The 17,037-nt window shown below is 48.1% G+C and carries 11 protein-coding genes; 8 read left to right on the forward strand and 3 right to left on the reverse strand.

The window, feature by feature from the left end:
- Positions 1-33: 33 nt before the first annotated feature.
- Positions 34-723 carry a tetratricopeptide repeat protein gene (locus ACQ6WK_RS10490; RefSeq protein ID WP_432797335.1) on the reverse strand — a complete coding sequence of 230 codons (690 nt, stop codon included), beginning with the start codon at positions 721-723 and terminating at the stop codon, positions 34-36.
- A gap of 297 nt (positions 724-1,020) precedes the next feature.
- Between ACQ6WK_RS10490 and ACQ6WK_RS10495 the strand changes: the two genes are divergently transcribed.
- The 4 genes from ACQ6WK_RS10495 to ACQ6WK_RS10510 all read left to right on the forward strand — a co-directional run bounded on the left by ACQ6WK_RS10495 (position 1,021) and on the right by ACQ6WK_RS10510 (position 5,039).
- Positions 1,021-1,518, forward strand: a complete 498-nt coding sequence (locus tag ACQ6WK_RS10495) for a hypothetical protein (protein ID WP_432797336.1) — start codon at positions 1,021-1,023, stop codon at positions 1,516-1,518.
- Between the two features lie 229 nt (positions 1,519-1,747).
- Positions 1,748-2,170: a hypothetical protein gene (locus ACQ6WK_RS10500; RefSeq protein WP_432797337.1), complete on the forward strand. Its 423-nt coding sequence runs from the start codon at positions 1,748-1,750 to the stop codon at positions 2,168-2,170.
- Between the two features lie 382 nt (positions 2,171-2,552).
- Complete coding sequence (locus ACQ6WK_RS10505) at positions 2,553-3,359, forward strand: type II secretion system protein (protein ID WP_432797338.1); 807 nt, start codon at positions 2,553-2,555, stop codon at positions 3,357-3,359.
- Between the two features lie 438 nt (positions 3,360-3,797).
- The gene (locus ACQ6WK_RS10510; RefSeq protein WP_432797339.1) at positions 3,798-5,039 is read left to right on the forward strand and encodes a GGDEF domain-containing protein; all 1,242 of its coding nucleotides are present in this window, start codon (positions 3,798-3,800) and stop codon (positions 5,037-5,039) included.
- Positions 5,040-5,066: 27 nt separating this feature from the next.
- Here ACQ6WK_RS10510 and ACQ6WK_RS10515 read toward each other — a convergent pair whose 3' ends face one another.
- Complete coding sequence (locus tag ACQ6WK_RS10515) at positions 5,067-6,215, reverse strand: ROK family protein (protein ID WP_432797340.1); 1,149 nt, start codon at positions 6,213-6,215, stop codon at positions 5,067-5,069.
- Positions 6,216-6,459: 244 nt separating this feature from the next.
- On the opposite strand from ACQ6WK_RS10515, the gene nagB reads away from it, so the two are divergent.
- From nagB to ilvA, 4 genes are all read left to right on the forward strand, one after another.
- The gene (gene nagB, locus ACQ6WK_RS10520; RefSeq protein ID WP_432797341.1) at positions 6,460-8,424 is read left to right on the forward strand and encodes a glucosamine-6-phosphate deaminase; all 1,965 of its coding nucleotides are present in this window, start codon (positions 6,460-6,462) and stop codon (positions 8,422-8,424) included.
- A 59-nt stretch (positions 8,425-8,483) separates the two neighbouring features.
- Positions 8,484-9,314 carry a nucleotidyltransferase family protein gene (locus tag ACQ6WK_RS10525; RefSeq protein ID WP_432797342.1) on the forward strand — a complete coding sequence of 277 codons (831 nt, stop codon included), beginning with the start codon at positions 8,484-8,486 and terminating at the stop codon, positions 9,312-9,314.
- Between the two features lie 59 nt (positions 9,315-9,373).
- A complete protein-coding gene (locus ACQ6WK_RS10530; protein ID WP_432797343.1) occupies positions 9,374-10,684 on the forward strand; it encodes a galactokinase family protein in 1,311 nt (436 codons plus the stop codon).
- Between the two features lie 98 nt (positions 10,685-10,782).
- The gene (gene ilvA, locus ACQ6WK_RS10535; protein WP_432797344.1) at positions 10,783-12,039 is read left to right on the forward strand and encodes a threonine ammonia-lyase; all 1,257 of its coding nucleotides are present in this window, start codon (positions 10,783-10,785) and stop codon (positions 12,037-12,039) included.
- An 18-nt stretch (positions 12,040-12,057) separates the two neighbouring features.
- On the opposite strand, the gene ACQ6WK_RS10540 is transcribed toward ilvA, so the two are convergent.
- On the reverse strand, positions 12,058-16,701 hold the full coding sequence (locus ACQ6WK_RS10540; RefSeq protein ID WP_432797345.1) for an ABC transporter transmembrane domain-containing protein: 4,644 nt from the start codon (positions 16,699-16,701) through the stop codon (positions 12,058-12,060).
- Positions 16,702-17,037 lie beyond the last annotated feature (336 nt).

Consider the following 17,037-nt stretch of genomic DNA (forward strand, 5'->3'; position numbering starts at 1 on the left):
TTGATTCACATGCTGCAAAATCCACGAGGCAGTCTATTGAAGCATCGCAGGCTTGGGTGGCTCAAGCCGCATGGTTGGGCCAGGGATCATGCCAAGCTTACGAAAATCATCGTCCAACCCCGGATAGTCCGCATCTACAAAGTAGGCATACCGCAGCGCGATGCGTGCGTTCTCAAGATCCTGAATCGATTCATAAAATTCTGCAATAGCGACATACGCACTCGCATCACCCTTACTCGAAAAATGCGCTGCCTTTTTGTAAGCCAGCACAGCTTCATCCGGCGAACCGATCATTGCGAGATACTTGCCTTGGCGGATGTAATCGCGTGGTCTGCCATAGTACTCTGCCTTGTCTTTGAGATATGACGCCAACTGTTCGTAACGCTTCTGCTGATAAAAACTCTCGGCGATACCATCAATGAACTTTGGTGTCCATTCCTTATCGTCGGGCTTCACGGCCAAACCTTTTTCAAAACTCATCTGTGCCGACACAGGACGACCAAGCAAAAGGTAGGTCTTACCAAGTTCATACTGAGCCATAAAATCGTCTGGCTCACGCTCAGCGGCCAAGCCATACTTCTCTGCCGCAAGATCGTAGTCCCGATGGTACGTGGCCATTCGGCCATCTTCACGCAACCGATAGTTACTCTCACAACCCAACAAGCCCGCCAGCAGCCCCATTGTCAGTAGTGCGACCACACAATATGTCTTCTGATTCTTCATCATGTTCATCCTGAATTGATAGCCCGATATCGGGCGCCCTTTCTGATCGTGCTACCATCATAAACAATTCTCGCAAACTGCATACCCCTATCCCCACCCTACCCTTCTTATGCTTAACGAGTTCGCCCTTGAGCCGATGCGTAAAGCCGCAAGAACGCCTCATATCGAGGATAAATTCAGCAAGAGAAAAGAGTAAGCATTCCAAAGGCCAAAAACTTCCGGCAGAGCCGTCTTGCCTCTATACTTCCGTATGATCATCTGACTAGCCAACCCGACCCCACAACCGTTTTCCCAATCATGCTTCTGCCAACTGCCATCCTCCAACATACCCTGCCCGATCATTCAGCCGCTGAGCCTATCCATTACGACTGGCTGCTCACTTATCCTCCAAATCCGGCGATTCCAGCCTATCCACCAAGCGAACTAGAGCCCGACCTCACATCATCGCCTGAGAATCGTCTGTTGGCGTTCCAAACCACGATTCCGCCTCAACAGTGGCCAGATCTTTCGGCTCCCTTGCCCTTACAGCGGATATTCGATCACCGCCAAAGATATCTCACCTATGAAGGGCCCATTTCAAACGACCGCGGACATGTCATCCAAGCCGCAATCGGCCACCACAAGCCATCACTCTGGCTACCGCAAAAAATCGTCACCGACCTACAAATCCACACCAGTTGCCAGCCTGGCCAAACCCTCAACCTGCAAGCAACCTTGATCGCAATCGAAGTCCCATCGTCCGAAGAAACACTTCCCTGTCAATACACTGCGACTTTCTCGCAAATTCAACGGTAAATGCAAGTTTCCACTCGCTGACACGTTGGACTCACAACCAAGCAGGCTACCCGTGGGTATATGACTAACCGGGACAATTTTGTCTTGTCACTCATGATCCAGCCGATTACATTAATGAGGGTGAGCGTCTTTTAATTGCCCTGTGTAAATCTGTTTTGCGATGAATCATCATTTTCATATTTGCATTTCAAATTTGAATTCGTTTTGAATCAAAGAAAGAGAGATCGTCATGCCCCAAGAACATCACGCAACAGACGAAGAGCTTCTGCAAAGCGCCCCACCAATCACGCCGGAGCTGATTGACGAAGAGGAAGACGAACTCGCGCCGATCGACGTTGACGATGCCCCGCAAGACCCCGACGCCCCGGTCGAAGGCAACATCGTTGGCTCCAACAAAATCCGAACCTTCCAACAAGGCCAAGAACACACCGATCATTGGCAACGCGAAACCAACCAGACCGGCACCGGCGCAACCCATTGCAAAACATTCTTCTGCAAACTCCGCGCGGATGCGATCCATCACCTCGACGATCAGGTCAACGAATGGCTCGACAAGCATCCCGCCTACGAAGTGAAATTCTCTAACGTCACCACCGGCAAACTCGTCGGCAAGATCACCGAAGAAGCTATTTTCATGACCGTATGGGTCTAACCTGACTTGCTCTGCGCTTGTTAGCGGCATACAAAATATCTCATAATCATAAACCTGTTGCCAATGGCAACAGGTTTATCTATAAAAATACTTAGTAACTACGAAACTAAGTTGTACTTCCTTCTCGTAAAACTACCATTACATACCAACAACACTTTTGATAAAGAGCCGCAACCTCCATCTCAATCAATTGCTTTACTGCAATCCATTGTGGCATTACAAGCATGTTCGCCTTGCGTCTCAAAAGATAAAATTATTTTAAATCATATAGTCTTCACAAAACATGATCACAGTTTTAACGCTCTCCCATATTTGGAATAGCACTGCCACATCATCCGTCATCGTTTGATGCATACTTTTCACCTGATTGGCGAATAAGCATATGAAGAACAGCAAACACCGTCACAATGCTTTTACACTGATTGAACTTCTCGTTGTCATTAGCATCATTGCTCTGCTAATCGCGATACTTCTGCCCGCACTTGCCACTTCTCGACAAACCGCGCAATCTGCAAGCTGCCTCGCCAATCTCCGTGGCCTTGGGCAAGCCTTTACCATCTACAATGTCGATTACCCAAATGGTCTGCCCTTTACCACACTTGGCCAGATTTACCCTGCATCACACCTTCAAGATTTCTCTACCGGATTCAACGATTTACGCCACTGCCCCATCTCAAATAACCCACCATTCGATGAAGCAGGTGGTATCGGTCCTTGGCCAGGTGCCGCCAATGCACGTTGGCGCATGTTCAACAAAGACAACACCGGACCTGAATACGGCTCCTACGGCTTCAACGGCTTCCTCTATAACCGAAGTATCTCCGAACCTCACGAACTTGGCGCTATGCTGGGATGGTCCGGCGTCAGTGCTGCAACACCCGATGATACTTGGTACGACACTATTGAATCCGTTCGATCCACAACCACTACACCCCTCTTCGCCGACTGCAACTGGTTCGACGCTTGGCCACACCATGATGATCAAATCCCACCAGATGCCAACATGGGCGCACGTTGGAATATGGGTATGGACGGCTCACCTTGGCAACTCGGCCGCTTCTACCTCAACCGCCATCCCAATAAAACTATCAACATGGTTTTCGTCGACGGTCATGCCGAAAACATCGGCATCAACACCCTCTGGTCGTACAACTGGAGCAAGACCTTCGAAACCCGTGATGAACCATAATCAAATACGAGATATGTAAACTCAACTTTTGTGCCACCCACCACTAACCCCACAATCATTGCGTGGGGTTTTTTACATCATATTTCTTTACCTCATCACATAAACCCACCCGTACATACTAATCTTGCGGTGTATTCATTTCTGTCATTAATCTTGCCAACCCATCCATCATCAAAGCTTAAAACCCATCCATCATCAAAGCTTAAAACCCATCTTTTCAATTTTGAATCTATTGTTCAGCAAATGTTCGTTTTTATCATTTGAAATTCTCTAAGGATTACCATGTCAATATTGCCGTTATACCCTAGCGGCGCAGACACACATTCGATTTACAATGCAATCGTCGGACAATACCAATCATATCTAACGTGTAACAAGCCGACATGAGAGAAAGCGCCAAATAGAAAGACGCCCTCTAGAATAGAACAGGCTAGTATCATGGAAATCTCGCAGTTATTCAGCTTATGCGACAAACTGGACGAATGTATCTTCATCTTTGATGAAGATCATCAAGTGATTCACCAGAATGCGGCAGCATCAAAGATCCCACTACCTGAGCAACGAAAACTCATCGATCATATTAAAACTGTTCCTATACATACAGCACAATCTGATGAGCTTCGCCTAGAAAATCACTGGATCATACAACCCTTCTCACTCGAACATAACAGTATTTTCCTCTGTAAAACAAAACAATCACCAGGCGACTCCGCCAGCCAGCTGCGAGAGGAATTCTTAGATCGTTTGCACCGTGGCCAAAACCCGTTTCTCGCTGCAACTCTGTCGTTATATCACCACTTAGGCTGGCGATGGACCGCTGTTGCACAATTATTGGATTCGCATCGCATCAATATTCCTGTCATCTCTGACAAAGGAAAAACCAGCGGCCCGGTAATGTATTCATTGGAAGACACTCCGTGTAATCTCATCCATCAGGCGAAGCAATTTATTTTCTTTAATGACGTTGCAAACGCATTTCCAAACGACAAAATGCTACGTGACATGGGCGTGCAAACTTATGCTGGCTTGATCTATAAAAACCGGCAGAACAAGGCGATCGGACACGTTCTAGCGATGCATGATAGTGATGACGTAGATGTCAATCTATGTGACCATCTCCTGAGAACCATCACACATGAGCTATCGCTTTACCTTGAACTCGATTCTTCACAACGTGAAATCTTTAAAGTACGTCGCCTAGCACTCACAGATCATCTGACACGACTTGGCAATCGATCTGCTTTTGAACATTATGCACATCATTGTCTTGATGCAGCAAGGGATGACCAGCGCATCCGTGCCCATCTCGTCATGATTGACATTGACCATTTCAAACAACTTAATGATCAATTAGGACATGATCAAGGTGACATTATCCTACAGCGTTTCTCGGACAAACTATCAACCATTGGCCGTATCCAAGATCGGGCTTTTCGATTAGGCGGCGATGAATTTGTCGTTATATTTTATGATTCCAACAATCTGACTGAAGATATGATCCGTGAAAAAATTGATGTTATTCTTCATGAATTGCAGCAAAAGGATGCGTTAGATCTTGAATGCAGTTTCGGTTTGGCCTCATTCAAAGAATCTCATTACAATCTTGAAAAACTACTAAAACTTGCAGATCAACGTATGTATAAAAACAAGCAAACACGCAGAACCAAACAACATTCGTGAGCGATAATCATATGCTGATGCGTTTAATCAGATAGGTACATTGGTGTGCATACCACCCCAATCCTCGCAATACAAGCCAGTAAGTCCTAGCCAACCAGCTGTTTCCGCATTGCGCGCGGCAGGTTGATCCCACAAATCTATCTGTACGCGATCAACTAAATTCATCAGTACAGCACCTCGTACACGGCGTAAAAGTTCATCAGTAAATGCAGGGTAACGCGTCACTTCGCTCACCAATACCAATCGATTCGGACGAACAAAATTCACCATATTTGCCAGCGACATACCCAAATATTGGATAACTTCTTCAAGCGCATCATTCTCTCCCGATCGATAAACCGCGGCTTGCTCAAGAAGCGTACGCTGATCGTTTGGATTACGCATATGAAGAAAGCCAGTGCTACAGATACGTTCAAGACAACCTTGATGGCCGCAGTAACAAGGCTCCGTTTCAACAAAAAATCGTGTGTGGCCGATCTCGTTCGCGCTGAGAACACAACCGCGATTCGGTTTTCCGTCAACGAGCATGGCTGCCCCAACGGCCCCTTCACTGATACTCACCAACAATAAATCTTGATTGAGTTCCGCCTGATGCGTCAGCGCCCAACGTGCAGCAAGCGCGTGCATGTCGTTATCGAACAAAACGGGCAGATCATTTGCGGCAAGCTGGATCGGATGAAGACTGATCCCACCTTGTGTTGCACTTCGCCCTTGCACCGCAGAACTAAACAAGATGGATTGTGCCTCAGGGTCAATAAGACCGGTAACGCTGACACCGACACCGAGTGTTTTGCGATCGATCACTTGAGGTAGCAAATTAGCTGCGGTTTCGATGACTGCCTCTGGATGGTCGGTCATGTCAATTTTGTGGACGTGCATGCCACTGATCATCTGGCCGCGCAGATTGAGGCGACACGCACTAACCTGCCCACGACGAATGGCCATGCCTGCGACATGCCTTTCCTGTGTGTCGATCTCGAGCGGTGTACGTGGTCGGCCTGCTTTAGACGGTTGCGGCACGCCTTCGCGGATGATACCCAATTCCAGAAGCTCCCCCGCAACCTGCCCCACACCATTGGGCGTAAATCCGGTGCGTTTATGCAATTCCCAACGACTTAAACCACCCTCTCTCCAGAGGTTATATAACAACTGTTTTTGTCGAGCCGTGACCTGCATACCCTTTTATATCCCAAAAGATAAAAATAGCAATTACTATCATCGTCCTAAATTCAACAAAGTTTTAACAATGTCGTGCCTAATACGTATTGACATTTATTATCTTAGTGGATAATAATTGGTTTCTGCGATGTTGAAACGGTGCGGATCTAAAACGATCTTTCAGAATCACCTTTCACGCAAAAACCTCTAAGCTATTACAAAATATATATTTAAACCTAAAATTACGATCAAGGATTTGATCATGAACACACACGACCCAACTACCGCCATGGAAAAAATTCCAACAAAGGTGCGCGATGACGCATTGGATGTCAGCAAAGAGGTAGCAGCTCAAATCGCTCAACTTATCCGCGACAAAGCAACTGCCGGTATGGATGCTGTTTTAGGACTCGCAACCGGCTCCACCCCAAAAGGTGTCTACCGCGAATTGATCCGTTTACACCAAGAAGAAAACCTTTCATTCAAGAATGTAATCACGTTCAACCTTGACGAGTATTACTCGATGCAACCGAGCGATATGCAGAGTTATGTGCGGTACATGAATGAGCAGTTGTTCGATCATATTGATATTGAGCGAAAGAATGTGCATGTTCCAGATGGCACATTGAAGCCTGAAGAAGTTGCAGCTTACTGCGCTGAGTACGAAGCGAAGATCGATGCAGCTGGCGGATTGGATATCCAGATCCTAGGTATTGGACGTACAGGTCATATCGGGTTCAACGAACCGGGGTCAGGTATTGATTCGCGTACCCGCATGATTTGGCTGGATGCGATTACACGCCAAGATGCTGCTGGCGATTTCTTCAAGCTCGATAATGTTCCACATCGCGCGATCACCATGGGTGTCGGCACGATCATGAAAGCCGAGCGATTGATCTTGATGGCGTTCGGGGTGGCGAAAGCCCCGATCATCCAGAAAGCGATTGAAGGCGACGTCACTTCACAAGTTGCTGCGTCCTTCCTGCAGGAACACGACAATGCGGTGATCTATCTCGATCGCGCGGCCGCGGGAAACCTCACAAGGTTCGATCATCCGTGGCTTGTTGATCCGACGTTCCAGTGGGATCACAACATGATCATCAAAGCGACGATCTGGTTGGCGCAAAAGCTGGGCAAGCCGCTGCTAAAACTAACAGATGATGATTACAACATGAATCATTTACAAAGTTTGATCGCAGAATATGGACCGGCGTTTAACATCAACTTAAAAGTGTTCCGTCATCTACAGGGCACGATCACAGGTTGGCCGGGCGGCAAACCTGAAAGCAAAAAACAGCCGGGCGACCGGGAGTGGCCAAACGACGATATCTTTCCTAAGCGGATTGTCGTGTTCTCACCTCACCCTGATGATGATGTGATTTCGATGGGCGGCACGCTCTTGCGGCTATGCGATCAAGGGCACGAAGTGCATGTGGCGTATCAAGTTTCGGGGAATATTGCAGTCTTTGATGAAGACGCTTTGCGGTTTGCAGATTTTGCACGTGATTTTAATGTCATGTTCGGGCTGGATACGGAAAAGACCAAACAGCTTGAAGATCATGTGGAGCAACACCTCAGGCACAAGCCACTCGGCGGCATAGATTCGGAAGAAGTTCGCAAGATCAAGGGTTTGATCCGCCGATCAGAAGCCCGTGCTGCGGGACGATACTGCGGGATCAGTTCGAAGCGATTGCATTTTCTTGACTTGCCATTCTACGAAACAGGCACAGTGAATAAAAATCCAGTTGGGCCAGAGGACGTGAAGATCATCAAGGATTTTCTTGCAGAGTTGAAACCGCATCAAATTTATGCCGCTGGAGACTTAGCTGACCCGCACGGCACACACCGCGTTTGCTTGAATGCCATCTTTGAAGCAGTCGATCAACTCAAAGAAGAATCATGGTATAAGAATCAATGTCAGTTTTACATGTACCGCGGGGCTTGGCATGAGTGGGAGCTGGAGAGTATTGATATGTGTATTCCGCTCTCTCCCCGTGATGTCGAACGTAAGCGTCAAGCGATTTTCAAACATGAATCTCAAAAAGATTCAGCTGTCTTCCCGGGAAGTGACCCTCGTGAATTCTGGCAACGTGCGGAAGAGCGCAATGCAGAAACTGCAGTACTTTACGACGAACTCGGACTAGCAGAATACCAAGCGATGGAAGCGTTCGCACTTTACACGGGCGACCGGAACTTCCCCACTCGCGTCAGTAAATCGCAACTATAAACTAACATGCTATAAGTGATCGTGAATTCAATTTGAATTGGTAATACAGGAGTGGCGTGATGGGTACGAATAAGCGGAGCAAAACAACCAAAGCGGTGATCCTTGCAAGAGGACTCGGCACGCGGATGCGGAAACGTTCAGATGCAAATCTGACTGGTGATCAAGCACAAGCCGCAGCGACAGGCGTGAAAGCAATGATCCCGATCAAACGACCGTTCCTAGACTATGTCATGCATAACTTGGCTGACGCAGGGTTTACCGATGTGTGCCTGATAATCGGTGATGAGCATACGCAAGTCCGTGATTACTATGCAAATGAAGTGGAACTTACACGCATCCGTGTTCACTTTGCCATCCAAAAGGAACCCAAAGGCACGGCAGACGCAGTCGCAGCAGCAGAAGTTTTTGCAGGTAATGACTCATTTATTGTGATCAACTCTGATAACTACTACCCACTTGATGCATTCAAAGCTTTGCATGAACAAGACGGCGCGGGGCTAGCCGCATTTGATCGCAAGGTCATGATCGAAGAAAGTAATGTCGAAGCCGCGCGGCTGATGGGGTACGCGATTGTTGAATCTGATGAAACAGGCAACATGAAAACGATCCATGAGAAACCAAATGAAACGCTTATGGCAAAATTTGGAGAGCATGCGTTACTCTCGATGAACTGTTGGCGGTTTGGCCCCAGTATTTTTGAAGCTTGCCGAAAGATTAATCTCTCCCCTCGCGGTGAACTAGAGATCACGGATGCGGTAAACTATGACATTGATAATCTCGATGCGGACTATCACGTCTATCCGTGCGATAAGCCTGTACTAGATCTTTCATGCCAAGATGACATTGGCTCAGTGACCGAACGATTGATTGATATGGAGGTGGTGATTTGAAGCATACGGTCGCCCGGTCATATCGGAAACAGACAAGGGATTGCTTAATCGAATTTGGCATGCAACCCCATGAGGCTTTAAACAAAGGGGTTTTGTTCGAGCAAGGCACACATGTACTACGACGTGAAGGCGTCACGATTAATGATCGGACCGCTTGTTATTTCATTCCTGGACGGCTTGAATTTCTAGGCAAACATACGGATTACTGCGGCGGAAGAAGTTTACTATGTACGGTAGAACGGGGACTGTGCTTTGTTGTACAACCACGTGAAGACAACATGATACGCATGATCTTAACCGAGAGCGGTGAGACGTGTTCGTTTTCCATCCATTCTGATCTTCAACCAAAAGAGGGAGCGTGGTCGAACTATCCAATGACTGTCGCACGACGGCTGGCACGAAATTTTTCTGGCCCTCACCGCGGGGCCGATATTGCATTTGCATCGGACCTACCGCAAGCTGCGGGGATGAGCAGTTCGAGTGCGATCGTTGTAGGGATGTGGATGATACTGAATGATATCAATCATTACGATCAAACCGATGTATTTCAGCAGAACATTCGATCACAAGATGATCTTGCGGGCTATCTGGGCTGCCATGAGAACGGACAAAGTTTTCGATCTCTTGAGGGAGATAAGGGTGTTGGTACATTTGGTGGCTCGCAGGACCACACAGCAATCCTGTTTAGTCAGCCAAAAGCAATCGTACAATATGGCTTTTGCCCGGTGCATCATGAAGCAACCATTCCATTTGACAATGAACAAACAATCATCATTGGAACTTGCGGCGTGATGGCGGAGAAAACGCGCGATGCTAAAGAAAAATACAATAAGGCTTCGTTGCTCGCACGACAGCTTATTTCGTTGTGGCATGAACATGTCGGGCAAAAGGAAGAAACACTTGCTGCAATTGTACGAAGCAAACCCAACGCGCAACAACAACTACATGAAGTGATTTCAAGTCGATCAATAGATGACACAAAAAAAATCGCGCTTATCGCTCGGCTTGATCAGTTCTGTGAGGAAAGCGAAGTCATCATCCCCACGGTTAGCCGGCTACTTGAGAAAAACGGTGCGACACAAATCGGCAAATATGTAGATCGATCGCAGTTCCTGACAACACATTTACTGAAGAATCAAATCCCGCAAACAACATACCTTGCTACTTCAGCACGAAAGCTCGGTGCTACCGCGGCATCTGCATTTGGAGCTGGATTCGGTGGAAGTGTGTGGGCGATGGTCCCGGAAGATCGAGCCAAATCATTTATGCAGCAATGGCGAGAAGACTACACCACTCACGAACCACGTGTATCGCAAGATGCAATATTCTTCATGACACACGCTGGGCCAGCAGCCACACGCCTGATCTGATCAATCATTTCATCATTCTCGGACAATCCTCTCTTCACCGGTTGTTTGCCAGAAATCCTAGTGCTATAGTTTCGATCGAGCATCCGATAGGAACAATGATGGCTCCAGTGATTACATATCAAGATATTCTCGATGCCCGCACACGGATTGCTGGAGCAGTCATGCAGACCCCTTGCCAAAAATCACCGCAGCTTTCTACGCTGACTCAGATGAAAATGTGGTGCAAACTGGAATTCCTACAACACACAGGCAGCTTTAAGGAACGCGGCGCATGTAATGCACTCGAACAGCTTGCCCCTTCCGCTCGTAAACGTGGTGTCATTGCAGCATCGGCAGGTAATCATGCACTGGCACTCGCGTATCACGGTATGCGGCTTGGCATCAGCGTGACTGTTGTCATGCCGATATTTGCACCGCTGATAAAAATATCAACCTGTCGAAACTTTCAAGCCAATGTAATTCTGCACGGTAAAACATTTGGCGAAGCGGTCGAACAAGCACATATGATCGGGAAGGATGAAAATCGAACCTACATCCACGGCTTTGATGATCCACCGATCATCGCAGGACAAGGCACGACAGGTCTTGAGATACTTGAGCAAGTTCCGGAGGTAGAGGCGGTAGTCGTGCCGATAGGAGGAGCGGGTTTAATTGCGGGTATAGCACTCGCGATCAAAACCCAAAGGCCGGATGTACAGGTGATCGGCGTTGAAGCTGAAAACGCATGCTGTTATTGGGATGCATTAGAAGCGGGGCACCCGGTCCCGATACACGCCAAACCAACATTGGCCGACGGCTTAGCAGTTCATACCGTTGGGCACAATGCTTTTAAGATTGCTCGAGAGCATGTCGATCGCGTGGTACTGGTCAATGAAGCAGAGCTATCTTTGGCTATCCTACGACTGGTAGAACGAGAAAAAAGCGTCGTTGAAGGAGCCGGGGCGGCGGGGCTTGCAGCTTGCCTTGCTGGTAAACTGCCAGAGCTACATAGCAAAAATGTCGTACTATGTTTGTGTGGCGGGAATATCGATCCGTCAATTTTAAGCCGCGTGATCGAAGTGGGACTCGCCGCAGATGGACGACTGATGCGGTTTACAGCAAGGATCAGCGATCGACCAGGCGGGCTTGCAGAATTTACAAAAGTCATCGCGCAAACCGGCGCAAGTATCAAAGACATTACGCACGACCGCACGTTTGCCGGACCGGATGTCTCTGCGGTTCATGTGGTTTGTCAGGTTGAAACTTCTGACCATGATCATATTGATCGTGTATTTCAAACACTGGAAAAACATCACATTCCATACAGAGCCATCGAAACAGACAACTCATTCATTGAATCCACTTGCTCAAACTAAACCATCTGTAAAATAATCCTATTGCTCAAAATTCTGTGGCAGATCAATAAGCGGAATACTCTGTGTTGTCGGAGGTAGTGTTACGTCGATGTAGCGTGAAATATTCGGCACCTGCAAAGCTGCACGCAGTGCGCGGAGATCACGTACAAGCTCACCCTTAAGTGCTGGATAGTATTGATCGGTTAAGAAGAAATATTTAGCGGTTTCTTCGTCGATCAAATAAACCTTATCTTGCTTCACGTCGGGCATAAGCAATTGTCGACCGATAGCAAATTTCGATAATGTCAATTTATCGTTGCCGCCGTTCAGCCGCACGACTTGCTTGAGCAAAATTGCACGCTTAAGCCGAGTGAAATCCTTTTCGTTTTGAATCAGAATAGTGTATTGCTGTTTACCTTCTTCGTTAGGTTGATTAAGTTCCCACAGCAGCTTACTCCATGCTTTGCGATCTGGGCAATCAAGAATGCGGATATCGGGAACAGGTTGTTCTAAAATATCGCTGACCTCGCCATTAGGCTGAAGCGTGTAGGTAATTGCAATCACCCTACCCTTAAGCGCATCATAAACAAGATCTTTGCCTTTGGGCTTATCGGAATGCTCTGCATAAACATCATCCCCAAACTTCGACGCATAATCCCATAGGAATGAAACGTCAAATCCTTCGATCGCTTCATCGTCGGCTTCAAAGAAAATGATCTTCTCATGATTGATTGATGCATCAAGCTTCAAGCGTTTGACCACTTCGTACATCTGTCGGTAAACAAGGATCGGTTCGCCGGGGAAACGCGGTCCAACAAAACGGTCGAATGGATATGACGCAGCAAGACGGAAATCACGATCCACCGCAAGGTTCGCCAAACGCTTGTATTCAAGTAGTTTTTCGTTCTTGAGAAGGAAACCAAGGTCAAAGACGTCTTCGGCACGGATACGGTATGCATCGCGGAAAAGTTGATGATCAAAGCTGTCGAAGGCATCTTCGTCCTTCGGCAGATTGCGACCTACAACTCGGTTGTCCGGTAAAACGTAGGGCGTGATAACGATGATCACTTCACGACGCTGACTGTCTTTGCTTGTTGACCGGAAAAGTCCGCCGACAAATGGGATGTCGCCTAAAAGCGGCACTTTATCAATTTGCTCCGTACGTTCTTTGCTGACGAGGCCGCCAATGATAAAGGGAGTGTTGTTGGCGATCCGTGTATGAGTTTGCACACGGCGGGTTGAAATGCGTGGGGCACGGGCAAGTTCTTCACCAGAACTATTTTGAATCACCAGATCTCGTCCGGGCACCTGATCGGAGACTAAGCCGTCGATCTGCATAGAAACTTCTTCATTGTCAGCGCTGATGCGAGGCCGAACGTTTAGAAGGATGCCAACCGGCTGATATTTAAAGTTGAAAGAAAGTTTATTGCCGCTGGTGAGGCCTTCGGCACTGGTGGCGATGGGGATTTCTTCACCAACGCGGATGGAGGCCTGACGTGCGTTCAGCGTCAACACACTCGGGCGGGAGAGAATCTCGGCGTTGCCATCACGGACCAACGCTTGTACCTGCATCTTCCATTCGGAATCAAAGTGCTCCACAGTGAGATCAAGCAACGCATCTTCATCATTATTGGCGTTGAATTTTGGCAATCGCCCCAGAATAACATCCTGAATACGCGAAAGCTCACCACCGTCGATAGGATTACTGAGTTCCCATTTAACACCGAGCTTTTCGAGGCCGATCTCAGAAATCTCAAGGATCATAGCCTCGATATAAATCTGACGAGCGGGAAGATCGATTGTATTGCGAATACGATCGAGCACCTCGGAGAACTGCCCGGGCTTGGAAGGATGATAAAGCACCATAAGTTCCATGGCACGAGCAGCATTGGTGTGATTGGGCAAATCTGCGGCACGTGAAAGATCGTACTTCATTTTGTTGCCGACTAGATCGATACTGTCGGGGCCGGGCATGAGAACAACTGCAGGAAGCTTTTTAGGATCAATTGAACCTGATGGTGTAATCGAGTTGGTTTTGCCAACCATCGCCCCGCCTTTTTTAAATTCAATACACTGATAACCCAGACTCTTCAACACGGCCAAACAACGATCGGCTTCAATATAGCTAAGTGTGATCAGTTCGCTGGAAAGATCTTGCACCGTGAGAGCTTTTGATTGTGCGTCGAGTTGCTTGCGGGCATCTTGAAGCTGCTTATTAAACAGATCAAGCTCAGCCTTAGCAGTCGTCTTGGTTCCACCCATCGTCTGAGCGTAGAGGTAAAGGTGAGGTGGCTGACTGCGATAGGTCTTGTAGCCGACATGCAACAGATAGACCCCGCCGGGCTCTTCACGTGAGAGCACAATATCATCATTCAGCCCTTGCGGGGGTGACGGCAGTGTATTGGCAAGCCAATTGCTTGCCACAACATAACCCTGCTCCGATTTTGCATTACCAAGCGCAATATCAAGGATTTCATCAAGCTCAAGCTGATTGAGTCCTGCTAGTGGGATAAAATCGCCAACTCCCTGATTGAGTTTAAGCTGCGAAGAATCGATTGGTGTTGCAAGTTTAGGCTTGACCGCTGGTTTTGCGACGGGCTTTGGTTTTGCCGCAGGTGCAGGAGCAGCTTTCTTTGGCTGCGGTTTAGATGCTGGCTTTACCGTCTCTTTTTTCGCAGGCGCAGGCTTCGCTACGGCTTTGGGCTTTGCTGCTTCTTTCTTGGCTGGCGCGGGTTTAGCCGCTGGCTCTGCAACTTTCTTTTCCTCTTTAGGTTTTGCTTCTTCTTTTACTGCGGCAGCAGGTTTGACTGGAGCAACCTTTTTATCCTGAGCATAGGCAGAAGTACTCAAACAAAGCATGCTTGCGATTAGAAGTGGCATAAGCCAACCGCTGATGGTCTTGATGTTCTTCCCAATACGACCAGCAATGCCTTGTGCCATGCGTTCAGCATGTTGTGCCTTATCAAAGACATTCACCGCATCATCCGTCAGCTCAACCACCATATCTGCATGTTTCAACAACTCACGATTCGATGTAATCATGATGACCGTCCTACCCTTCATCGCTTCTAAAACTTCCGGAATGATTTGCAACTCGCTATCGGGATCAATCGATGAGGTTGCTTCGTCAAGAATCAATATACGTGGATCACGTAAAATCGCACGAGCCAATGCTATACGCTGCATCTGTCCGCGCGAAAGGCTCACACCTTCACCACCCCCAAGGTCTGTGTCATACCCATCCGGCAATGTGCGAATCACATCATGTGCGCCAGTCCGTTTAGCGATGTCCACAATCTTTGCCATACACGCACCGGGCTTGGCATAACGCAAGTTCTCAATAATCGTGCTTTCAAACAGCAGGCAATCCTGAAAAGCCATGCTGATGCTTTCTCGCAAATGCTGAAGGTCGTAATCTTGCACATCAACCCCATCAACCATGAGCATCCCTTCAGATGCTGTATTGAACCGAAGGAGCAGCTTGGCAAGCGAACTTTTCCCTGTGCCAGATGAACCTGTGAATGCACAGATTTGTCCCGAGGGGATATCGATGTTGATGCCCTTAATGAGGGGCTCGCGCTCGTCGTATGAAATCGCAACGTTCTTGTACGTAACGTCTCCGCGAATTGGTTTGATCACCGGTGAGTCCGCCCGGATCTCAGTCTCATCCGTATTCAAGATCTCAAACACACGATCCACACTGGCTGATACTTTTGTCAGCTTGGCAAAACCGCTCATGAGTTCCATCACATTCGGGTAAAGCATCCCCGTATAAACAAAGAACGAGAGGAACGCGCCGGCATCCATCGTGTCACGCATGACTTGAAAAGCGCCGTAGCCGATGAACAAGATGGTTCCGAGCCCGACGAGCATATCACCGACAACTTTTTGACGGACGTGGAATTTTTTGCTGCGGATCTGGCTTTGCCGAGAGGAATCAATCGCCTCGGTAAAGGCCTGGTTTTCACGCTGTTCTGCGGTATAGCCTTTGACGACTTCCGCAGCCAGCAGTTTCTCGATCAGATTACTCTGCGCGCCGGCAAGATGTTCTTGCGCCTCGCTTGAAGCATCTTTGATGGGTTGTTTAAACCAGATTGCTGCGATGACATGTAAGGGTAGTACCGCTGTTGCCACCAGCGCCAATGACCAGTTCATCGCAAACATGATCGCGATCAAGCCGATAAATAACAGCAACGATTGCAACAACGTTGGCAATTCATCTTGAATAAAAGACTGCACCACAAAACTGTCATGCATCACACGAGATGAAACCTGCCCCGGCGAGTTCTTGCGGTAGAAGCCGAGGCTTTTGCGCTGGAGCTGTTCAAATAATTGCTTGCGTAAACGGAACGCGACATGCTCCCCGATATTCACCGCGGTGAACTTGCTGTAAAAATACAACAGATTGCGCGTCGCAAAACAACCGAGGTAGCCGGCGATCACCAGATACAAAAACCAGATGATTTTTTCGTCGAAGACTTTTTCAATCAGCACCCAGAGCAAAAGCGGCGGCGTCATATTCACGCCCGTCAACACCATCAGTAAGAGCAGCACCACCGCAATCTGCTTCATGTTCGGGCGCATCAGAGAACCGAGCCCGTAAATCGAGCCTGCAAGATCATCTCTCCTGACGGTCCGCTTAGAACTTACCGCCTTACTCTTGTCCATCGAGGGTGTCTTCATGGGATGGCCATTCTGTGCGTCCTGCACCTGTCGAGCGTGACATCCTGTCGATCTACGAATTGGCGCGGCCCTCTTCACCGCTAACCCGCAGCGTTTGCCCCACGTCTTGCCACCTGCATGAAACGAGCACACAACCCAAATCCGCCTGACGAATCAGTGACCATATGTTCCTCAAATCTGATGGTTTCAGCAAGTGTGGACTACCAAATTTCCATCCAAACCATCTAAAACGGCACCTTGCGCCACGCCCACCTCATCCGTCCCTATTACCTTGAATGGCCGCGACTTACCGATCAGATACCAGAGCGCTTCTCATAAAGCTTCCCTCACCCCGCC

This window comes from Poriferisphaera sp. WC338 (assembly GCF_050931845.1).
GTDB lineage: Bacteria > Planctomycetota > Phycisphaerae > Phycisphaerales > Phycisphaeraceae > Poriferisphaera.

Bases quoted from the DNA above. Each gene is read 5' to 3' on its own strand.
- ACQ6WK_RS10540 (WP_432797345.1), bottom strand. From the start codon at position 16,701: ATGAAGACACCCTCGATGGACAAGAGTAAGGCGGTAAGTTCTAAGCGG.
- nagB (WP_432797341.1), top strand. From the start codon at position 6,460: ATGAACACACACGACCCAACTACCGCCATGGAAAAAATTCCAACAAAG.
- ACQ6WK_RS10490 (WP_432797335.1), bottom strand. From the start codon at position 723: ATGAAGAATCAGAAGACATATTGTGTGGTCGCACTACTGACAATGGGG.
- ACQ6WK_RS10505 (WP_432797338.1), top strand. From the start codon at position 2,553: ATGAAGAACAGCAAACACCGTCACAATGCTTTTACACTGATTGAACTT.
- ACQ6WK_RS10510 (WP_432797339.1), top strand. From the start codon at position 3,798: ATGGAAATCTCGCAGTTATTCAGCTTATGCGACAAACTGGACGAATGT.
- ACQ6WK_RS10525 (WP_432797342.1), top strand. From the start codon at position 8,484: ATGGGTACGAATAAGCGGAGCAAAACAACCAAAGCGGTGATCCTTGCA.
- ACQ6WK_RS10500 (WP_432797337.1), top strand. From the start codon at position 1,748: ATGCCCCAAGAACATCACGCAACAGACGAAGAGCTTCTGCAAAGCGCC.
- ACQ6WK_RS10530 (WP_432797343.1), top strand. From the start codon at position 9,374: ATGCAACCCCATGAGGCTTTAAACAAAGGGGTTTTGTTCGAGCAAGGC.
- ACQ6WK_RS10495 (WP_432797336.1), top strand. From the start codon at position 1,021: ATGCTTCTGCCAACTGCCATCCTCCAACATACCCTGCCCGATCATTCA.
- ACQ6WK_RS10515 (WP_432797340.1), bottom strand. From the start codon at position 6,215: ATGCAGGTCACGGCTCGACAAAAACAGTTGTTATATAACCTCTGGAGA.
- ilvA (WP_432797344.1), top strand. From the start codon at position 10,783: ATGGCTCCAGTGATTACATATCAAGATATTCTCGATGCCCGCACACGG.